We start from the raw sequence: 19,627 nt of genomic DNA, 5'->3' as shown, positions 1-19,627 counted from the left end.
ATGGACAAAATTAAGGAAATTGGGATTAAGCCGCTTGCACTGGCCATGGCTGTTCTGGCTTTGCTGGCGGGAGTGCTGGGAGTCGCCGGTATAGGTGTGGGAGCTATTATATGTGGCGTCCTGGCAGCGGTCGTTGCTGTTCTGGTATTACTGGTATTCGGAGATGGCAACATGGGATCAGCAGGAAAGTCTGATAAGTATAAGAAGCTTTTCATGAACCTTCCTATAGGATTTGCACAGGCGAGGATCGTTAATGATCCTGTCAACGGAACAAACTACGAGATAGTAGACGCCAATGAGATATTTGGGGAGTATTTCAAGCTCGATGTGTCTGACTACAAGGACAAGATACTGAAGGAGAGCAAGATAGAGGTACTTCAGGATATCAATGCATGGTTCACAGCTTATAACAACTCCGGCACCAAAGAGGGAGATCTGATGGATGTTGAGATCACCATGGAGTCACTTCAGAAGGTGTTCAACACGGTTATGTATAAGTCTGAGGCTGATTACATCAACATGGTAGTCATAGATGTGACCAAGCAGAAGGAGACTGAGGAGAAGCTCAGCAAGGCCATCGTGGATGCGAATGCAGCATACAAGACACAGGCCGAGTTCCTTGCAAACATGAGCCACGAGATAAGAACACCTATAAACGGTATTCTCGGTATGCTCCAGCTCACACTTATGGCTGAGGATCTTCAGGCTGATTACAGAGATAACCTTATCACAGCTAAGAACTGTGCAGACACACTGCTCAGACTTATCAATGATATTCTTGATATAAGCAAGCTTGAGGCTGGTAAGTACAAGATCAAGGAAGAGACATTTGACATCAGGACTGCCATTGAGGACACAGTTGCTGCACAGGTTCCGATCGCAACCAACAAGGGACTGCAGCTCGACTGTTCATTTGGAAGCAATATTCCAAAGCTTGTCCGCGGTGATGGACAGAGAATCCAGCAGGTTCTCAACTGCCTGCTTTCAAATGCTATCAAGTTTACATCCGAGGGAAGCGTAAGAGTCAAGATAGCATCCATGGATGATGGGGACAACAAGATTAAGATCAGAATGGCAGTTGCAGATACCGGTATAGGTATCTCAGAGGCTAATATGAGCAAGCTGTTCATAAGATTCAGCCAGGTAGATGCATCAGATACAAGAAAGTACGGTGGTTCAGGTCTGGGACTTGTCATCACCAAGCAGATCGTTGAGCTGATGGGTGGTAACATAACAGTTCAGAGTAAGGAAGATATAGGTTCAACATTCATCGTCGAGATACCACTCAAGGTTATCAAAGCGGCAGATGCAGCAGATGAGTTCCTCAAAGAGAAGGAGGAGCCTGCAGTATTCTCCATCAATGCACACAGCAAGGCAAGGATACTTGTTGCAGAGGATGAGCCGGTCAACCAGCAGGTTATCGGTAAGCTTCTCGGTATGGCAGGATTCTCATACGATATAGCTGAGAATGGCCAGAAGGCTGTTGAACTGTTCAAGACCAAGATATATGATGCGGCACTGTTTGACGTACAGATGCCAGTTATGGACGGTATAGCAGCTACACAGGAGATCAGGGAGATAGAGCGCAAGGAGAAGAGAAAGAGACTTCCGATCATTGCGGTTACGGCGAGAGCCATGTTCGGTGACAAGGAGAGGATCCTTGAGAACCAGCTTGATGATTATATCGCAAAGCCTTATAATCTCAATGATGTGGTTGATACACTGAATAAGTACATAGACGACTGATGTGAAAGGCCATAAGTATACATGACATAGTGAGAAACAAAGTCAAATAAAAAATCGGGGATTATGGAATCAACACCCATATTCCCGGTTTTTTTAGTTTTACATGGATATATTAAGGCAGATAAAGAAAGATCTATATTACATGGAGGTATATGATATGTCAGATTTTTTCCAGGATGTGTTCAACAAGACCAAGAAGTTTGCAAATAATGCGGTGGATGAGACGAAGGACGCAGCGCAGAAGGCAAAGCTCAACAACAAGATATCAAATGAGGTGCAGATGATCGACAGGAACATGGTCGAGATTGGCAAGTATTTCTACGAGCAGAACAAGGAGAATCCACCTCAGGAGCTGCTCCAGTATTTCAACAATGTAAAGGTTCTTCAGGACAGTATAGCCATAAGCAGGAGCGAGATACAGAACATTGATAATGCCATGGCGGCAAGGAAGCAGGCTGATATGAATCCTAATCAGAGTCCTAACCAGAACTATAACCGGAACCCAAATAACAATCAGAACATGGGAAATGGACAATTTTAGTAAAAAAATTATATATACATGCTGTAAAATCAGAAGCCCGTTCGTAACAGGACGGGCTTTTTGTATATTGAAATTGGGCAATATACAGCCTGTATATTGCCGCAATTTATAAAATTTTCTTTATGAAATCCCCCCTTTACAAAGGCTGAGAGAGGGTGTAAGGTGTGCTTACAACTCAGAGAGAAGGGAGGACAGAGATCATATATTATGTAATACCATTGATCGCAACTGTGAGCATGGCGGTGGTATCGGACTTCAGAGACTGGAGGATTCCGAACAGGCTTATCGCAGTTGGCATGATACAGGGATTCCTGATGTCGGCAGTTGTCAGAGGACCGTGTGATGGACTTCTGAGCAGTGTGGCAGGCTGTGTTATTCCTGTGGTGATCTTGTTTGTATTATTTCATAAAAAAGCCTTGGGGGCAGGTGATATCAAGCTGCTGGCGACGGCTGGCACATTTGTAGGAACCGATGTGATCCGGGTGATTGTTTACTCCTTTTTGGCCGGAGGAGTTATATCTTTATTTTTTCTTTTAAAAGAAGTTTTAATGTCAGTTACGAATCGTAAAGAAATTTCAACAAAACAATTTTATAGGAATCTGATGAAGTCCAGGGTACATTTCTCTGCTGCCATAATGGGCGGAGTCATGTATTACGTGTGCACTACAGAGTGGAGGTGACAAAATTCAGCAGTACAAGATTGGAATACTGGATGGTGACAGGGCTTACATGATAAGTCTTATGAACCATATCAATTCGGACAGGGACAATCCGCTGTTTGCGCTTGCATTTTCATCGGAGGGAGAACTGTATGGGTATCTTGAGACTAAGACTCTGGATGTTCTGCTGATGGATGAGAATATTCCTCTGGATGAGAGCAAAGTGCCGGTGGCCTGCCGGATGATATTTATGACGAGGGATAGAGTCGATGGATCAGAAGAGATCAGCCATAACAGGATATTCAAATATTCCAGGGTACGAAACATTTCTTCAGAGATCCTCAGATATATGAATATAGACGATACGGACCGCAGAAGAAAGCTGTTCAGGTCGTATGCAGTTATATCACCCATAGGGAGGTGTGGTAAGACAAACCTTGCGGTAAGCCTGTGCATGAATGATGAGGTGCGGGGCGGCCTGTATGTGGGCATGGAGGAGTACAGTGCATTTCACGACCATGAGGACGTTCTGGCGAATGTGATATATCTGGTGAAACAGAGGTCACCGGATCTGACCGGATATATGGAGCAAAAAATCGTGGAGCTTGAGGAATACAGCGTGCTTGGATATCTGGGATCGTACATAGATGCACTGGAGCTGGACACGGAGGATATGGTGTGGCTCATAGACGAGTTCCGCAGATGGGGCAGATATACAACGGTTGTGTTTGATATGGGACAGGCGGTTCTCAAGGATCTGGCGATACTTGGGGCATTTGACGAGATAATGGTTCCGGAGCTTAAGGATGAATTGTCCCAGGACAAGCTTGGGATGTTCGAGAGGGTTCTGGAGAGAAGGGAGCTCGGCAAGATTGCTCGGAGGCTGCACAGGTTGAACGTGCCGCTGGCGGTTCCGGGAAGTGCGGAGATGCTGAGATTTATAGAAAGTGAAATAGGAAGCAGAAGATGAAACAGGATGACAGACAGTTGATACGAAGCAAGGTCATGCAGAGTATAGATATGTCGGGTGACATAGGAGATGAGCAGGTCAGCGATATGATCGACAGGTGTATTCTCGAATCTGAGTCCGGGAATGTGCTGAGCGTGAGGGATAAGCTTGCGCTGAAGAAGGAACTGTTCAACAGTCTGAGGAGGCTTGATATATTGTCAGAGCTTCTCGACGATGAAGCGGTGACTGAGATAATGATAAATGGCTACAGCAATATATTTGTCGAGCGGGCAGGAAGGATGTACAGGTATGACAAGGCATTTGAGAGCGAGGAACGGCTCAAAACCATAATCCAGGGCATCGTAGCGGAGTGCAACAGGATAGTAAATGAGGCGTCGCCGATAGTGGATGCAAGGCTTAAGGATGGTTCGAGAGTGAATGTGGTGCTGCCGCCGGTGAGCCTGAGCGGCAGCGTGATGACCATAAGAAAGTTTCCGAAGGACAAGATGACCATGGACAAGCTGGTGGAGATCGGATCAGTCACCATGGAGGTTGCCGATTTCCTGAAGAATCTGGTCGTGGCGGGCTACAACATAATCATCTCGGGAGGAACCGGCGCGGGCAAGACGACATTTCTGAATGCCCTGTCAGGGTATATACCGGCGGATGAGAGAATTGTCACGATAGAGGATTCGGCGGAGCTTCAGCTTGCGGGCATCGACAATCTGGTGAGCCTTGAGGCGAGAAGTGCAAATGTCGAGGGCGAAAATGCGGTGAGCATAAGGGATCTTATCAAGACGAGCCTCAGAATGAGACCTTCACGGATAATAGTGGGTGAGGTCAGGGATGCGGCGGCGATAGATATGCTTACTGCCATGAACACAGGACACGATGGAAGCCTGTCAACAGGACATGCAAACTCTGCCCGGGACATGCTGACGAGGCTTGAGACCATGGTTCTGATGGGTGCGGATATGCCTGTTCTGGCGATAAGGCAGCAGATAGCGTCGGCGGTGGACATAGTTGTCCAGCTTGGAAGACTGAGGGACAGATCCCGAAGATGTATAGAGATAAGCGAGGTCACAGGACTGGAAGGAGGTGAATTTGTCATGAATAAATTGTATGAATTTCATGAGAGCAATATGGGAAAGGACAGGGGGCGAGTGGAAGGAATGCTTAGAAAGATAAATGATCTTCACAACACATCAAAGCTCGTGGCGGCTGGATTTATAAGCGTTAATGAGAGCAGTGATTCAAGGAGGGATGTGTGCTGAGACAGGGTATAGATTATGATTCTTATAAACTAAGTGTCAGGGAAATCGTAACCGGTATCGCTGTGTATTCAGTCATAGCGGTGATGGTGTCGGTGCTCTTCTTTGACAGTCTTATACCGTGCCTGGTGTTCACGCCGGGGATTCTGGTATTTCTCAGGAAAATTGCCGATGGTAAATGCCGGCAGAGAAAGAATAAACTTAATAATGAATTTAAGGAAATGCTGCTGTCCCTGTCCGCAAATATGGCGGCGGGATATTCATTGGAAAAAGCGTTTGTTCCAGCTTGTCACGAGCTGGACGGAATGTATCAGGGGAAATCTTATATCAGACAGGAAATGCTGCTCATAATAAACGGCCTTGAGATGAGCTCTGATGTTGAAAGTCTTTTGAGGGATATGGCGGACAGGTCAGGACTTCAGGATGTGAAGGAATTTGCTCATGTGGTCGCAGTTGCAAAGGGCTCCGGGGGAAATCTCATCAGGATGATGAAGAAGATGGTTGAAAATATTGACAGGCGTCTGGAAGTGGAGGAAGAGATAGACACGATGATAACGTCAAAACGGCTGGAGCAGAATATCATGTCTGCCATGCCATTTGTCATCATTCTGTATCTGAGGGTGTGTAATCCCGGATATATGGATGCGCTGTATGGCAATGCTCTGGGGATAGCTGCCATGAGTGCGTGTCTGGTGATCACGGCGGCGACGGTGATATGGGGCAGAAAGATCACAGATATACATATGTGAAAGGAGGATGGATATGCTGAAAAGGGCTGCGGGAAAAATATACGGTTGGATAGAACCGCATATGGACAATGACAAGATGCTCACGAAGATAAAGAGGGTATACATATGTACGGATGCCGCGGCGAGGGATAAATGTGCGGAGATGTACACAGACATTATTGCGAAGATCCTGCTGGCGCTTTTGGTGACATGTATTCTGGCGGTGATCCTTGTGGCAAAGGAAGCATTTGCGCCTCATCAGGTGGTGCTCACCAGAGATGGGTACGGAGGGGATGTGTCCACCGTCACTCTGGAGACTGACATAGATGGAGAAAAGACTGATTTTGATGTGGATGTCATGCCGCTGAAATATGATCCTGACGATATGGAAGCTGTGTTTGAGCAGGGATTTGGTGAGATTGAAGACCTGTATCTTGGGGAAAATGAATCCCCCGACGAAGTGATATATGATCTGGAGCTTGTGGATCACCTGGATGCGCTCGGACTCGATGTGCAGTGGATAAGCGAGGACAACGAGCTGGTGTCGTCCGATGGACGTATCGGCGATATAGCGGAGGGAGAAGACAGAATAGTGTCCATCACGGCTGTTCTTACATACAGGGAGCTGAGCGCGGAGAGAACATATCAGATACGCGTGTGCGGAAGGGAAGAGACAGGCAGGGAAAAGGCTCTGAAGGATATAAGGGAAGGCATCAGGGAGATACAGGCGGGAAGTGGAGATTCGAGCGAGGTGGCGCTGCCGGAGCAGATAAACGGATATGCGGTCAGGCCCACCTCGGGAGGCGGAAGCGGTCTTATGATACTGTTTCTCGGTGGTTTCGCAGCCATTTGTATATGGGGTGGAAACAGGTCGAAGATCCGGGAAATGGAAAAAAAGAGATCCGATGAGCTCATGTCGGAGTACCCGGAGCTTGTGGATAAGCTGACGCTCTATCTTGGAGCAGGAGTCACGGTCAGAGGTGCATTTGCAAGGATAGTGAAGAGTGGCAGGGAAGATTGTGCCGGTACGGATCAGGGCGGGAGTGTCCTGACCAGGGAACTGATTTATACGCTAAATGAGATCCAGGCAGGAGTATCCGAGAGTGAGGCTTACTACAACATGGGGCACAGGATAAATCTGCCGATGTATATAAAGCTCATGTCGCTTTTGTCACAGAATGTGAAGAAAGGCACGAGAGATATATTGATCATGATGGCGGGCGAGGAGCAGAACGCAATGCAGACCAGAAAGGAGATGGCGAAGAGAAAGGGGGAGGAAGCCGGGACAAAGCTGCTTCTTCCGATGGTGGTTCTGCTGGGAGTGGTCATGGTAATAGTCATGCTGCCCGCAATAATAAATTTTTAAGATAATAAGTTTTAAGGAGGAAAAATGTATGAAGAGATGGGAAGATTTTATGGAAGATGAGTCAGGTATGGGAGTGGTCGAAATAATCCTTATAATGGTGGTCTTGATCGCGATGTGCGTCATATTCAAGCAGCAGATAACTTCTCTGGTGAACAACATATGGAACTCGATCAACAAGAGTGCAAAGAAGATATATTAAGGGGGAGCTGTATGAGAAATCAGGGACATGTAACGGTTTTTCTGAGTATAATCCTGATCTCCATGCTGCTTCTGGGGCTCTCCGTGCTTGAGATGGCGCGGATAAGAATGGGCAGTGCCAAGGCCGCAATGGCGGCCGAGGGCGCAGCCTGTGATGTGAAGGCGGCGTACGACAAGGAGTTGTTTGAGGAGTATCATCTGCTGGCAGTCGACAGCACATTTGGCGGACACGGTGAGGGAAAGCTTGAGCAGATGGCGCAGGATTATCTGGAATATACTCTGGAAAATGGTCAGGGCGACAATATGAGCGTTGAAGATGTGGCGCTGGCAGAGTGCAGGGGACTTCTGGAGAATGACTGCGAGAATATGAAGCTGCAGATAACCGACCATATGAAGGTGTACATGGAGGAGAAGGGAATAGAAGACATTCTTGAGATGATAACATCCGGGGATAAGGCCATGGAGGATGCTTCTGGAGCTGTGGAAAATGGTAAGAATGAGTCGAATCAGGATGAGAGCAGTTGGAGCGGTACGGATCCTAGAAAAGCGCTGAAAAGCATCCTGACAGGTGGACTTCTGAATGTTGTCACGCCATCCGGGCGGGTGGTGTCAGATCAGGCATACGATCTGGATGGCTTTCCGTCAGACGGACAGGCGGAGGATACGAGACAGTGGGAGGACATAGAATTTGACGATCTGGATAAATTCCAGAGGCAGCTCATGTTGGATGGAGAGAGATCACAGACCGGAATAGTGGATGACATATATGGTGTCGGGTATGCACTGGCGAATTTCAATACATTTACTGACAGGAAACAGGACAGACCATTTGAGTGTGAGGTGGAATACATTATCGCCGGAAAGGATAATGACCATGACAATCTGCAGGGGGTCGTGAACAGGATAGTGCTTCACAGACTGCCGCTCAATCTGGCATATCTGCTCTCAGACAGCGCAAAGATGGCCGAGGTGTCATCCATAGCTGCGGTGCTGGCTCTTGTGCCGGGGGTCACCTATGGGGCGGCGAAATATCTGCTGCTCGGATGCTGGGCTTATGCTGAGACAATTGTTGATATAAGGCTGCTGCTTGACGGCAAAAGCGTTCAGTTTATGAAGACAGACGAATACTGGGTGACGGACATCAATAATCTTGACAAGCTGATGAATCTGGATTCCGTGGACTATGAAGGCGTGGATGCTGTGAGCTACAGGGATTATCTGGCGATACTTCTGATAGAGAATAAAGGAGGCATGTATTACAGGATGGCGGATCTTATACAGCTTAATTTCAGACAGACGGATGAGTCGTTTGAGATGAAGAATATGATGTATTCTCTGACATTTGATGTTGAGGTCAGTCAGGACAGGAAATTTGCATCGTATATAGAAGATCACGAGGGCGTATCGAAGATAGATGACGGACTGTACAGGTACAGCTTCAGGCAGTGTGTGAGTTATTGAGATATGAAAATATCCTGAAGGGGGGTGTTATATGTTCTCTTGTTGTATGTTGAAAAGTAAATATATGAAAGATAAATCGCCTCTCCAAGCGCATATTACTATAGATTTTGTTCGGATCAGGTATGGCAGGAGAATATATAAGACAGCTCCTTGGGGATGTGACCGTGGTAGTGCCAGTGTGGAGGCATCGCTGGTGCTGCCAGTGTTTATATTTGCCATGCTGACTGTGTTTGCCATGGCCGGATGTATACGGACACGGACTGTGATATATGAGGGCTTACATGAGACGGCTGCGTATCTTGCGGAATACAGCTATGCGTATGAGCTAGCCGAAAAGGGCGCGGACATGGGGCCGTATGCTGAAGGTATGGCAGATGGTGTGTCGCTCGTGTTGGCGAACAGGAAGATCAGGGAGTACATAGATGACAAAGGCACGGTGAACACATATGTCGACGGCGGAATGTCCGGGGTTAAGGTGATAAATGCAGAGCTGTCGGATGACGGATTTGTGTGCCTCAAGGTCAGATATATGCTGAAGATCAATCTGCCATTTGCCGGAGGATCCACCGTGGGGTGCGTGGACAGGATAAGACAGAGGGCGTACCTGGGATATGACAGGTCGCAGGATGATGACGATGATGATGAGTATGTGTATGTGGCTGAGAATGGTTCGGTGTACCACAACTCGCGGAGCTGTTACCATATCAGGATATCTGTGAGAAGCGTGAGTGGGGAGGTTCTGGATGACAGATATTCCGGGCTTTCGGCGTGCAGGATCTGTGGAAGATATAAAAGCAATGGTGTGATCTATGTCACTGAACAGGGAGACAAATATCACTATTCGCTGGGCTGCTCCGGCTTGAAGCGGACGATATACAGAAAGAAAAAGTCAGAGTGCGGGGGACTTCCTCAGTGCTCTGAGTGCGGGAAAAGATAGGAGAAGAGAAGAAAAGACAGGAGGAGTCAGATATATGGATGACAATGGATCTATAGTTCTGGAGATGTGCCTGATAACACCGATACTTGTGTGTGCCGTGTTTGTGGTGATGAACATGTTGTTTATAGCGTTTAACCATGCGGCGGCATCGGGGGAGGCATATCTGGTACTGTACAACCGAGAGGAATACAGGATCAATGAGAGTGGTGAGGGGGATACGGACAGTGCAGAGAAAGCGATGTCCACAAATGTATCCGAGACCGTGATATGTGCCGATGGTGTGAATGCGGAAATGGCCATGAATGGGAAGAATCTGGTTGCGGAGATAACTTACAGAGAGTCATTTCCGGGGATACAGATATTGATAGATGACGGCAGATGTGACAGAAAGACTGCGGCCAGACAGGAGATAAGGGATGTAGGAAATGAACTTAGGAGGTGGCAGGAATATGGTAAGTTATTGCCAGGTAGAGGGAATTAACACTTTTTTTGTGGTGGAGGTCAGTGCAGCAGCCATAAATTCCTATGAGACGGACATGCTGTACAATAATTTTGTCGAGGGAATAATACAGCCGGAATTCAGGGCCATCAACGGAGATATGTTCATATACTGCAAAATAAATGGCATGAAGAGCCTGGACGATATATCTGACAGGGGGATAATGTCCATGGAGCAGGCTGTTGCTCTCATAAGATCGTTGTGCAGTGTGGTCATGGAGACGGGAGAATACATGCTTGAGCCGGACAATCTTCTGATAGAATCCGACAAGATATTTTACTCGGATGCAGAGAAGAGTTTCAGATACGTGTATGTGCCGGGACAGGGAACGGATGTCAGAATGGGAATAAAGAATCTTGTGGAGAAGATCATAAAGAGGGTAGATCACAGGGACACTGAGCTTGTGGATTTTATGTATGAGATATATGACATGGTGGTGTCGGCAAATTATGACATGGAGCGGATGCAGAAATATGTGGATGAGGTCTCTGCCCGTGAGCAGGAAAAATGCTGCTCCGGCAATAGAAAAAGAAATGTGGAATCTTTGGCTGCGGCCCGTGAGCAGGAGCTTTTGATGGATGAGGTGTTCGGAACGGATCAAAGCAGTGCGGCGGCGTTGACGATACCGACAACGGAGAAAAACAAATATGATAGGATATTTTTCATACTCATAGGATTTACTGTGGCGGCATTTACGGGAATAGCGGCTGTTCAATTTTATATACAGGGGCATGCGGCGGATGTGAGATTTATAATGCTGGCACTCATCGTGCTGTCCGTGGAGTTATTTGTCTATGTGGAGATGAAGAGGAAGCTGTCTGCTGCTGAGGATGAACGGCGGGGACAGGAGGGCGTGGAGTGCTCAGAGCTGCGATATGCGGAGGAAGATGAAAACAGAAGACCTAAAAAACAGAATGTTGATGCATTGGAACATGTAAGTCTGGCTGACGAAATACCTGGCGATACCACGGTGCTTGGCTCGGAGGATGACTGTACAACCCTGCTTACACAGCATAATCTCGATGGCAGAGAGTCCGCACAGGAGCAGAGACTGTCTGTGAGACTGATCGAAGACGGAGGCATTGTGGCTACTGAATTTCCGGTGACGCCGGAGGGAGTTGTATTGGGGCGGGACAGACGACAGGCGGATCAGGTTATAGAGGATATCAGCGTCAGTAGAAGGCACATAAGGATATACGAGGATGCAGAGAAGATCTATGTCGAAGATCTTGATTCCACAAATGGAACTGTCATAAATGGGATCAGGCTTCCGGCGGGCAGGAGCTGGCAGCTTGCGGACAGAGATGTTCTGTGTATAGGCACCAGGCAATACCATATTCAAATATTGCTTATCTGATTGATATAAAATGTAAATTCAGATATAATAGTCTGTGTGAGTTTTATGATACAAAGGTAGGTATTGGTGATGTCGTATGTAGCTTTATATAGAAAATGGAGACCTGATACTTTTGACGAGGTAAAGGGGCAGGATCATATAGTTACCACTCTTAGAAACCAGATTAAGAATGATAGACTTGGTCATGCCTTTTTATTTTGCGGTACGAGAGGAACAGGTAAGACTTCGATCGCCAAGATATTTGCCAAGGCATGTAACTGTGAGCATCCGGTGGACGGAAGCCCATGTAATGAATGTGCAAGCTGCAGAGCCATATCGGATGGATCATCGCTTAATGTCATTGAGATAGATGCAGCCTCCAACAATGGTGTTGACAATATAAGGCAGATAAGGGAGGAGGTAGCATATCCTCCTACTGAGGGCAAGTATAAGGTATACATCATAGATGAGGTTCATATGTTGTCCCCGGGAGCGTTCAACGCTCTGTTAAAGACTCTCGAGGAGCCGCCATCATATGTAATATTCATACTGGCTACCACGGAGTCCCACAAGATACCTATAACCATATCGTCAAGGTGTCAGAAGTACGACTTCAGACGTATCCCGGTGGATGTCATCTCGGATCGACTGGAGGAGCTTATGAACAGGGAGGGACTTGATGCGGATAAGAAGGCGATAGATTATATCGCAAAGTCCGGTGATGGTTCCATGAGAGATGCCTTGTCTATTCTGGATCAGTGCGTTGCATTCAATCTCGGACAGAAGCTTACATATGATAATGTGCTTGAGACCATAGGAGCTGTGGACATAGATACATTTGCAAGACTTCTGGAGTGCGTGCTGGAATCTGATGTTGAACATGCCATAGATGTGGTTGACGAAGTTGTGTGGCAGGGACGTGAGCTTGGCCGTTTCGTAAATGAATTTACATGGTTTCTCAGGAATATACTCGTTGTCAAGCTGTCCTCGGCGGAGGGCGACAGATTGGATATGACCAAGGAGAATCTGGAACGCATAAGAGAGATATCCGGTCATATGGAGGAGAGCACAATAGTAAGATATATAAACGTGTTCTCGGATACAGCCGCCAGCATCAAGTATTCCTCACAGAAGAGGATAGTGCTTGAGATGGCTGTCATAAAGCTGTGCAGACCACAGATGGAGGTTGATACCACAAGTCTGATTGAGAGGGTAAGGATGCTTGAGAAGAAGCTTGATGACCTTGAGGCAAATGGCATACAGGCTGCGCCGGTTCAAAGTGCTGCCCCCGTAAGCCCGGCTGACGATGTGATAGATCAGAAGGGCATGAAGGAATATCAGGACAAGCTGGCAAATGAGCTTCCAAAGGCAGAGTTCGAGGATCTGCAGAGAGCTGCGGAGAACTGGAATGATATACTGGAGAAGCTGTCGGTTCCTGCGAGAAGATATCTCAAGAGAAATGATGCTGATCCGGCCATAAGGACGAAGCTCATACTGTCTGATGATCACAGAAGACTTCTGCTCATGATCCCGCTGACGGATGACGATATGCCGAAGTTATACTTTGACAAGCCTGAGAATGTGGAGCATGTGAAGAGTGTGATCGAGGAATATCTTGGAAGAGAGATTGAATTTGAGATACTTTGTACAAGGAATTCCCACAGTGATAATGGAAGGCTTGAGACGGAGAATATACTGAACCTGAACAAGATCAACTTTCCAATAGATAAGAAATGATGATATCATATTATAAATTATTTAATCAGAATAAGGAGGACTATTGTAATGGCTAAGAGAGGCGGTTTCCCAGGAGGTATGATGCCTGGTAATATGAACAATCTTATGAAGCAGGCACAGAAGATGCAGAAGCAGATGGAGGAGACAACTAAGACACTTGAGGATAAGGTGTATGAGTCATCTGTAGGTGGAGGAGTTGTCACTGCAAAGGTGTCAGGTAAGAAGGAACTCATGGAGATCAAGCTTGATCCTGAGGTTGTTGATCCTGATGATATAGAGACACTTGAGGATCTTATCATATCGGCTGTGAACGAGGCACTGAGAGCACAGGAGGATGACTACAATAGCAGTATGGGCAAGATCTCAGGTGGAATGGGACTTGGAGGATTGCCGTTCTAATGGAAGTTTATGGAGGAGAAGTAAACAGACTTATAGAAGAGCTGGGAAGACTCCCAGGAATAGGCTCCAAGACGGCTCAGAGACTGGCGTTTCACATAATCAGTATGCCTGAGGAGAGGGCGCTGGCGTTATCCGATGCCATTGTGAATGCAAAGAAGAACATAAAATACTGCAGTTGTTGCTACACGATAACTGACAGGGAGGTATGTCCTATATGCAGTTCACCAAACAGGAATCACAAGGTGATAATGGTGGTGGAGACCCCGAGGGATCTGGCGGCATATGAGAGAACAGGACAGTTTGATGGCGTTTACCATGTGCTCCACGGAGTTATAAATCCTGCCCTGGGTATCGGCCCGGCGGATATCAGGATATCCGAGCTCATGAGAAGGCTTCAGAATGAAGATGTGGATGAGCTCATAATCGCTACAGGTTCAGGCCCGGAGGGTGAGGCGACTGCGATGTATATATCAAAGCTTGTGAAGCCGGCCGGTATCAAGGTCAGCCGTATAGCAAGCGGTGTGCCTGTAGGCGGAGATCTGGAGTGTATAGATGAGGTTACGCTTCTGAGGGCTCTTGAGGGAAGAGTATACTTATAATGTATACAGACAGTCTGTGTACATAAGAAAAATAAAAGAAAGAGGTGCAGAGTATGTTAAGAGTAGGCTTTTTGACTAGTGGTGGTGACTGTCAGGCATTAAATGCAACTATGCGCGGAATCGCAAAGGGTTTGTATGAATTGTTTGACGAGGTTGAGATCTATGGATTCCTTGAGGGTTACAAGGGACTCATTAGAGGCAACTATATCAAGATGAAGCCGGCTGATTTCTCAGGTATTATCAACAAGGGTGGAACGATCCTCGGCAGTTCAAGACAGCCATTCAAGCTCATGGGAGAGCCAACTGAGGATGGTCTGGACAAGGTAAAGTCCATGAAGGATACCTATAAGAAGCTGAAGCTGGATTGCCTGTGCGTTTTAGGTGGAAATGGTTCACAGAAGACCGCAAATCTCCTCAGTGAGGAGGGACTCAATGTCATCGGTCTGCCAAAGACCATAGACAATGATCTGTGGGGAACTGACATGACATTTGGTTTCCAGAGTGCTGTTGATATAGCGACCCAGACAATAGACTGTATCCACACAACCGCTGCATCGCATAACAGAATCTTTATCGTTGAGATTATGGGCCACAAGGTTGGCTGGATAACTCTCCACGCCGGAATCGCCGGTGGCGCAGATGTGATCCTGCTCCCGGAGATCCCATACGATATCGATAAGGTATATAAGGCTATAGACAAGAGAACAAAGGACAACAAGGGCTTCACGATAGTTGCAGTTGCCGAAGGTGCTATTCCGAAGGAGATCGCAGAGCTTCCAAAGAAGAAGAGAAAAGAAGCGATAGCCAACAATCCATATCCATCAGTTGCGTATGAGCTGGCTGATAAGCTCAAGGCGTACACAACACAGGATATAAGAATAGCAATACCTGGACATACCCAGAGAGGTGGAAGTCCGGATGCATATGACAGAGTCATATCATCAAGATTTGGAGCAAAGGCAGCAGAGCTCATAAAGGCAAAGGATTTTGGAAAGCTTGTTGTATTCCTTGACAACAAGGTTACAGCTATCCCACTCTCAGAGAGTGCAGGAAAGCTCAAATACGTATCTCCTGATGACGACATCATCAGCGAGGCAAGAACACTTGGAATCTCATTCGGAGACAGATAAAGTAAGCTCTGAAAAAAGTAACAGAGATATTCACACATTCTCCCCATCTGCATATCTATGTAATAGACACACAACAATGCAGATAGGGAGATTTGTATGAGTGAAGAATTTAAGTATATTCCTTACAGCCCGGACGATGAAAACCTCAGGGGGCTTATAAGGGATGGAAATGTCTATAATATCAAGACACCTGTGATACCCGGTATGGGTGAGACTGGTGGATACAGTATGAGTTCGACAGGAATCATGCTTCCTGACTGTGATGATGGGACAGATGAAATGATGAGGGATATTGAGTACATGAAGGAGATGTACCCGGAAGAACTCCGAAAGGTCAGTATGGCCGTGGAGGAGGAGTGTGACAAGCTCGAGTATGAGGGCAGTCCGATGCTTGTTCAATATCCTGACAGAGAAGAGATGCGCCGTGTTGCGCGAAGGGTGTACGATGATCTGAGCGAAAGTGGGCAGATATCGGAGGATTGTTATGCAGGAATGGCTTCGGCAGGTGAAGCTTCGTACGAGGAACCGCCATATGTTCCAGAGGGACCCGGATGCGCCAATTGTGTTATGAGAAATATAATCGAACTGCTTGTGTGCAATGAATTCTGTATGAGACGCGACAGGCATAGAAGACGTAGAAGAAGGTTTTATTAAGTGAAGAAGAAAATAAATGTACTTGTAAGAATACTTGTGATGGTAGCAATATTTGTGGTCACAATATATTTGGTCAATATATTTCAGAATAGAAGTTACAAGAATCTGGCTGCGGAGATGAAGGATGCAGAGTTGCCATTAGCTTATGTGTGCTATGGCGATTCGCTTCTCAATTGTATGCATGGTTATACAGGGGAGGTCGACCTCACACTTCTCAGGGACTCTGTGACGCCGATAGATGAGAATAAGAATCTTGAGATAATGGTGGAGAATGATGCATTTAAGGATGCGTCGTATTCGTATGAGATCAGGTCGATATCCGGAGATTCCCTTATAGAGAAGGGTGATCTGGAGGCGGCCTCGGGAACTGATGGCTACGATGTGCTTGATATAAGTGCGAGAATGGATCTCAAGCAGGATATGGAGTATATGCTGGTTGTCAAGCTTAAGAGCGGTGATGGCAGGAGTGCTTCATACTATACCAGAGTGGTCGTAAATGACAATTATCATGAGTCTCAACTGCTGAATGCCGCAAAGGATTTCCACGATGCGACATTTGCATTTGACAAGCTGGAGTCGGAATCTGTCATAGGAACCTACAAGCAGGAATACACGGGCGGCGGAACGGGAGATTCCTACGGACTGGGACATGTGAATCTTGCAAATGCATACTCGGATCTCCTCTGGGATGGACTTAAGCCTACGGTTATAAGCGATGTAAACACATATATAAAGGAGATAGATGTCAACTATGCGGTGATCGAGATGGAATATAAAGCCATGTCCATCACATCGCAGGATGTCATGAGCTATTATACAGTTAAGGAGTTCTATAAGATCAGCTACAAGGATGTGCCTGTTGCCAGCCAGACTGATGAGGCGGACGGAGCCGGCACTGATGGAATATATTTTGACGAAACAGCTTCGTATGATGAGGCCTATTCGGATGAACAGGATGCAGATACTGTTACGGAGACTGAGCCGAAGATCACCATGCTCAGCTATGACAGATATGTGGACGAGTATTTTGACAAAGACGGCATAGATGCCATAAACAATGTGTATGAGATAGGTATCGTGTCATCGGATGATCTGGAATACCGCTACACAGAGGATAACAAGAAGATCGCATTTGTGAGAAATGGACAGCTCTGGATGTATGACTACGGCGATGGACAGATAACTCTGGTGTACGGATCAGGAATGGATGACCATGCAAATGATTCAAACACTTACGCCGACCATGACATGAACATCATAAGCTTTGACAAAGATGGAAATATGACATTTGCGGTGTATGGATATATGAACAGCGGAGATCATGAGGGAAAGCTCGGAGTTGCGCTGTATACATTTGATTATACGACTCTGGAGGTGGACGAGCTTCTGTTCGTCGAGTGCAATGTGCCTTATGAGGCTATGAAGAGCGAGACCTCCAGACTGACATATTACGACGGAGATAAGTTTTATTACATGCTCGGCGGAAAGGTGAACGCCGTGGACATGAAGACGAGACAGCAGTCTTATATTGCGGAGGGACTGTCAGCCAGCGATGTCAAGGTGTCGGTGAACATGGAAGTTATGGCGTATGGAGAGAGCGAGGACCAGAGCAGCAATACAAAGCTGACTCTGATGAATATGCATACCGGAAAGAGTTATGAGATAACCGCCGGAGCAGGGGAATGTCTGATATGCTATGGCTTTAAGGACTCAGATATGGTATACGGAGTGTCAAGCATATCTGATGCGCAGGTTGATGTGGATGCCGAGTCGTTTGTTGGTACGAGGTACAGCGAGGAGTCCAGAGATAACATACCTGCATCCAGATTGTATATAGTAAACAGCGATGGCGAGCAGATAAAGGAATACGCAAAGAGCGGGTATTATCTGATGCAGGTTGATGTGGATACGAATCTGCTGTATCTGACAAGAGGAGAGAAATCCGACAGTGGATTCAAGTCTGTGGACGATGATTTCATAACCTTCAAGGAGGACGATACAAAGGAGACGATAGGAACTACCCATCTGTCATCCATAACCGGATATGACAGGCTGTATTTTACGGTCCCGTCAAATATGTATCTGAGCTATATACCGGCGCTGAACATAACAAAGGAAAAGATAGATCCTGATGCTGCAAGTATGATAATGACAGTAGTGCGTGATAAGGTGACCTATCATGTGTACGACAATCTTGGACTTTCAAAGATATATGACGTGGCGGGTGATGCGATAAATTATGCAGTGTCTGTATCAGGTATAGTGGTGTCAAGCGAAGGCGAGGTAATATACAGGCAGGCTGAGAGCCAGGAATACAACACCATTGCCTCTGGAATATTCCATCGCAGTACACGAAGTGTGGATGCGTCACTCGGCGACTGTCTGTACATGGTTCTGACGTATCAGGGAGTACAGGTGACAGAGGATGATATAGCACAGTATACAGATCCTGTCGAGGCTCTTAACTCTCTTGGAAAGAGACAGGGCATAGATGTTACAGGTCTTTCGCTGGATATGCTCCTCGGTTATGTGAGTTCGGGAATACCGGTAATATCGAGGATAAGCGATGGCAGATATGTTCTCATAGTGAGCTATAATGAGGCAGATATAAGATATTATGATCCTGTCGAGGACAAGGAGATAGTTGTGTCAAGAGATGAGTATACGGATATGATGCTCCAGTGGCACAATGAATCCTACACTTATGTTGAGGAATAAAGATAAAAAGAAAACGGAGCGAGTTACCGCTCCGTTTTCTTTATAATAGTTGTAGTATAAGTTACTTAGCATGGATCCGAATGTTACGGATCATGTAGATTACTCCTCTGCGATTGTTCCTACTGGACAAGAACCAGCACAAGCACCACATGAGATACACTGTGAACCATCGATAACAAATACGCCGCCATTATCGCTGATAGCACCTACTGGACAAGCACCAGCACATGAACCACAACCGATACATGAATCGCCAATAACGAATGCCATAATTGTTTCCTCCTTATAAAGTAAAAATAATCACACGCTTATTGTAAAACAAAACTCATTAATTAGCAAGTGATAATAATATTTATCAACAACGGGTTTTATCAATAAGTAACAATAAAAGGGATAGACATTTAAAATTGGGTATAATATAATGTGAATGCTGAGTAAGAGCGCAATCTAAGGAGGATATAAATAATGGTAAAGATAAGTAAAGACATGCTTATAAATGACATTCTTGCAGTTGATGCAGGAAATGCAGCAATACTGATGGCAGCAGGTATGCATTGCATAGGATGCCTTGCAGCAGCAGGAGAGAGTCTTGAGGAGGCAGCAGCCGTTCACGGACTTGATGCAGAGGAGCTTGAGCAGGAGATCAATGATTATCTTGCAAAAAAGGAGGCTGAGTAGTATACTTGCCAAAGTAACCAG

At 46.3% G+C, this 19,627-nt stretch carries 20 protein-coding genes; 19 read left to right on the top strand and 1 reads right to left on the bottom strand.

Annotated elements, in window-relative coordinates; genetic code table 11:
- The 18 genes from ARA78_RS07870 (at position 1) to ARA78_RS07790 (ending at position 18,928) form a co-directional block, all read left to right on the top strand.
- Positions 1-1,746: an ATP-binding protein gene (locus ARA78_RS07870; protein ID WP_015534296.1), complete on the top strand. Its 1,746-nt coding sequence runs from the start codon at positions 1-3 to the stop codon at positions 1,744-1,746.
- A gap of 157 nt (positions 1,747-1,903) precedes the next feature.
- Positions 1,904-2,287 carry a hypothetical protein gene (locus tag ARA78_RS07865; protein ID WP_055271950.1) on the top strand — a complete coding sequence of 128 codons (384 nt, stop codon included), beginning with the start codon at positions 1,904-1,906 and terminating at the stop codon, positions 2,285-2,287.
- A gap of 164 nt (positions 2,288-2,451) precedes the next feature.
- A complete protein-coding gene (locus ARA78_RS07860) occupies positions 2,452-2,967 on the top strand; it encodes an A24 family peptidase (protein ID WP_022217516.1) in 516 nt (171 codons plus the stop codon).
- Positions 2,939-3,916: a hypothetical protein gene (locus tag ARA78_RS07855; protein WP_330375995.1), complete on the top strand. Its 978-nt coding sequence runs from the start codon at positions 2,939-2,941 to the stop codon at positions 3,914-3,916. Before ARA78_RS07860 ends, ARA78_RS07855 begins: the two co-directional genes overlap by 29 nt.
- Positions 3,913-5,169 (top strand): CpaF family protein, encoded by a 1,257-nt coding sequence (locus tag ARA78_RS07850; RefSeq protein ID WP_055280325.1) that lies wholly within the window; start codon positions 3,913-3,915, stop codon positions 5,167-5,169. Before ARA78_RS07855 ends, ARA78_RS07850 begins: the two co-directional genes overlap by 4 nt.
- Positions 5,163-5,915 (top strand): type II secretion system F family protein, encoded by a 753-nt coding sequence (locus ARA78_RS07845; protein ID WP_055271948.1) that lies wholly within the window; start codon positions 5,163-5,165, stop codon positions 5,913-5,915. The genes ARA78_RS07850 and ARA78_RS07845 overlap by 7 nt, the downstream gene beginning before the upstream one ends.
- 13 nt (positions 5,916-5,928) lie before the next feature.
- Entirely contained in the window at positions 5,929-7,260 is a 1,332-nt protein-coding gene (locus ARA78_RS07840) for an immunoglobulin-like domain-containing protein (RefSeq protein WP_055280324.1), read from the top strand.
- A gap of 28 nt (positions 7,261-7,288) precedes the next feature.
- A complete protein-coding gene (locus tag ARA78_RS13655) occupies positions 7,289-7,459 on the top strand; it encodes a Flp1 family type IVb pilin (protein ID WP_015534291.1) in 171 nt (56 codons plus the stop codon).
- An 11-nt stretch (positions 7,460-7,470) separates the two neighbouring features.
- Complete coding sequence (locus ARA78_RS07835) at positions 7,471-8,919, top strand: DUF5702 domain-containing protein (protein ID WP_055280323.1); 1,449 nt, start codon at positions 7,471-7,473, stop codon at positions 8,917-8,919.
- A 64-nt stretch (positions 8,920-8,983) separates the two neighbouring features.
- Complete coding sequence (locus ARA78_RS07830; RefSeq protein ID WP_156329431.1) at positions 8,984-9,856, top strand: TadE/TadG family type IV pilus assembly protein; 873 nt, start codon at positions 8,984-8,986, stop codon at positions 9,854-9,856.
- Positions 9,857-9,890: 34 nt separating this feature from the next.
- Positions 9,891-10,337 (top strand): hypothetical protein, encoded by a 447-nt coding sequence (locus tag ARA78_RS07825; protein WP_015534289.1) that lies wholly within the window; start codon positions 9,891-9,893, stop codon positions 10,335-10,337.
- Positions 10,306-11,712 carry a DUF6382 domain-containing protein gene (locus ARA78_RS07820; protein ID WP_022217522.1) on the top strand — a complete coding sequence of 469 codons (1,407 nt, stop codon included), beginning with the start codon at positions 10,306-10,308 and terminating at the stop codon, positions 11,710-11,712. The genes ARA78_RS07825 and ARA78_RS07820 overlap by 32 nt, the downstream gene beginning before the upstream one ends.
- 69 nt (positions 11,713-11,781) lie before the next feature.
- A complete protein-coding gene (dnaX, locus tag ARA78_RS07815) occupies positions 11,782-13,428 on the top strand; it encodes a DNA polymerase III subunit gamma/tau (protein ID WP_055280322.1) in 1,647 nt (548 codons plus the stop codon).
- A gap of 48 nt (positions 13,429-13,476) precedes the next feature.
- Positions 13,477-13,827, top strand: a complete 351-nt coding sequence (locus tag ARA78_RS07810; RefSeq protein WP_015534286.1) for a YbaB/EbfC family nucleoid-associated protein — start codon at positions 13,477-13,479, stop codon at positions 13,825-13,827.
- Positions 13,827-14,426, top strand: coding sequence for a recombination mediator RecR (recR, locus tag ARA78_RS07805; protein WP_022217523.1), 600 nt, complete (start codon positions 13,827-13,829; stop codon positions 14,424-14,426). The genes ARA78_RS07810 and recR overlap by 1 nt, the downstream gene beginning before the upstream one ends.
- Positions 14,427-14,479: 53 nt before the next feature.
- Entirely contained in the window at positions 14,480-15,556 is a 1,077-nt protein-coding gene (locus ARA78_RS07800) for a 6-phosphofructokinase (RefSeq protein ID WP_015534284.1), read from the top strand.
- 96 nt (positions 15,557-15,652) lie between these two features.
- Positions 15,653-16,210: a hypothetical protein gene (locus tag ARA78_RS07795; RefSeq protein WP_015534283.1), complete on the top strand. Its 558-nt coding sequence runs from the start codon at positions 15,653-15,655 to the stop codon at positions 16,208-16,210.
- Positions 16,211-18,928, top strand: coding sequence for a hypothetical protein (locus ARA78_RS07790; protein WP_055280321.1), 2,718 nt, complete (start codon positions 16,211-16,213; stop codon positions 18,926-18,928).
- Between the two features lie 99 nt (positions 18,929-19,027).
- Here the strand turns inward: ARA78_RS07790 and ARA78_RS07785 are convergent, their stop codons facing one another.
- Positions 19,028-19,198 (bottom strand): DUF362 domain-containing protein, encoded by a 171-nt coding sequence (locus ARA78_RS07785; protein WP_015534282.1) that lies wholly within the window; start codon positions 19,196-19,198, stop codon positions 19,028-19,030.
- Between the two features lie 195 nt (positions 19,199-19,393).
- On the opposite strand from ARA78_RS07785, the gene ARA78_RS07780 reads away from it, so the two are divergent.
- Positions 19,394-19,606, top strand: a complete 213-nt coding sequence (locus tag ARA78_RS07780) for a DUF1858 domain-containing protein (protein WP_015534281.1) — start codon at positions 19,394-19,396, stop codon at positions 19,604-19,606.
- Positions 19,607-19,627 lie beyond the last annotated feature (21 nt).

This window comes from Coprococcus eutactus (genome assembly GCF_001404675.1).
Taxonomy (GTDB): Bacteria; Bacillota; Clostridia; order Lachnospirales; family Lachnospiraceae; genus Coprococcus; species Coprococcus aceti.
The sequence above is the reverse complement of the archived record's forward strand: the minus strand, read 5'-3'. Positions and strand labels throughout refer to the sequence as shown.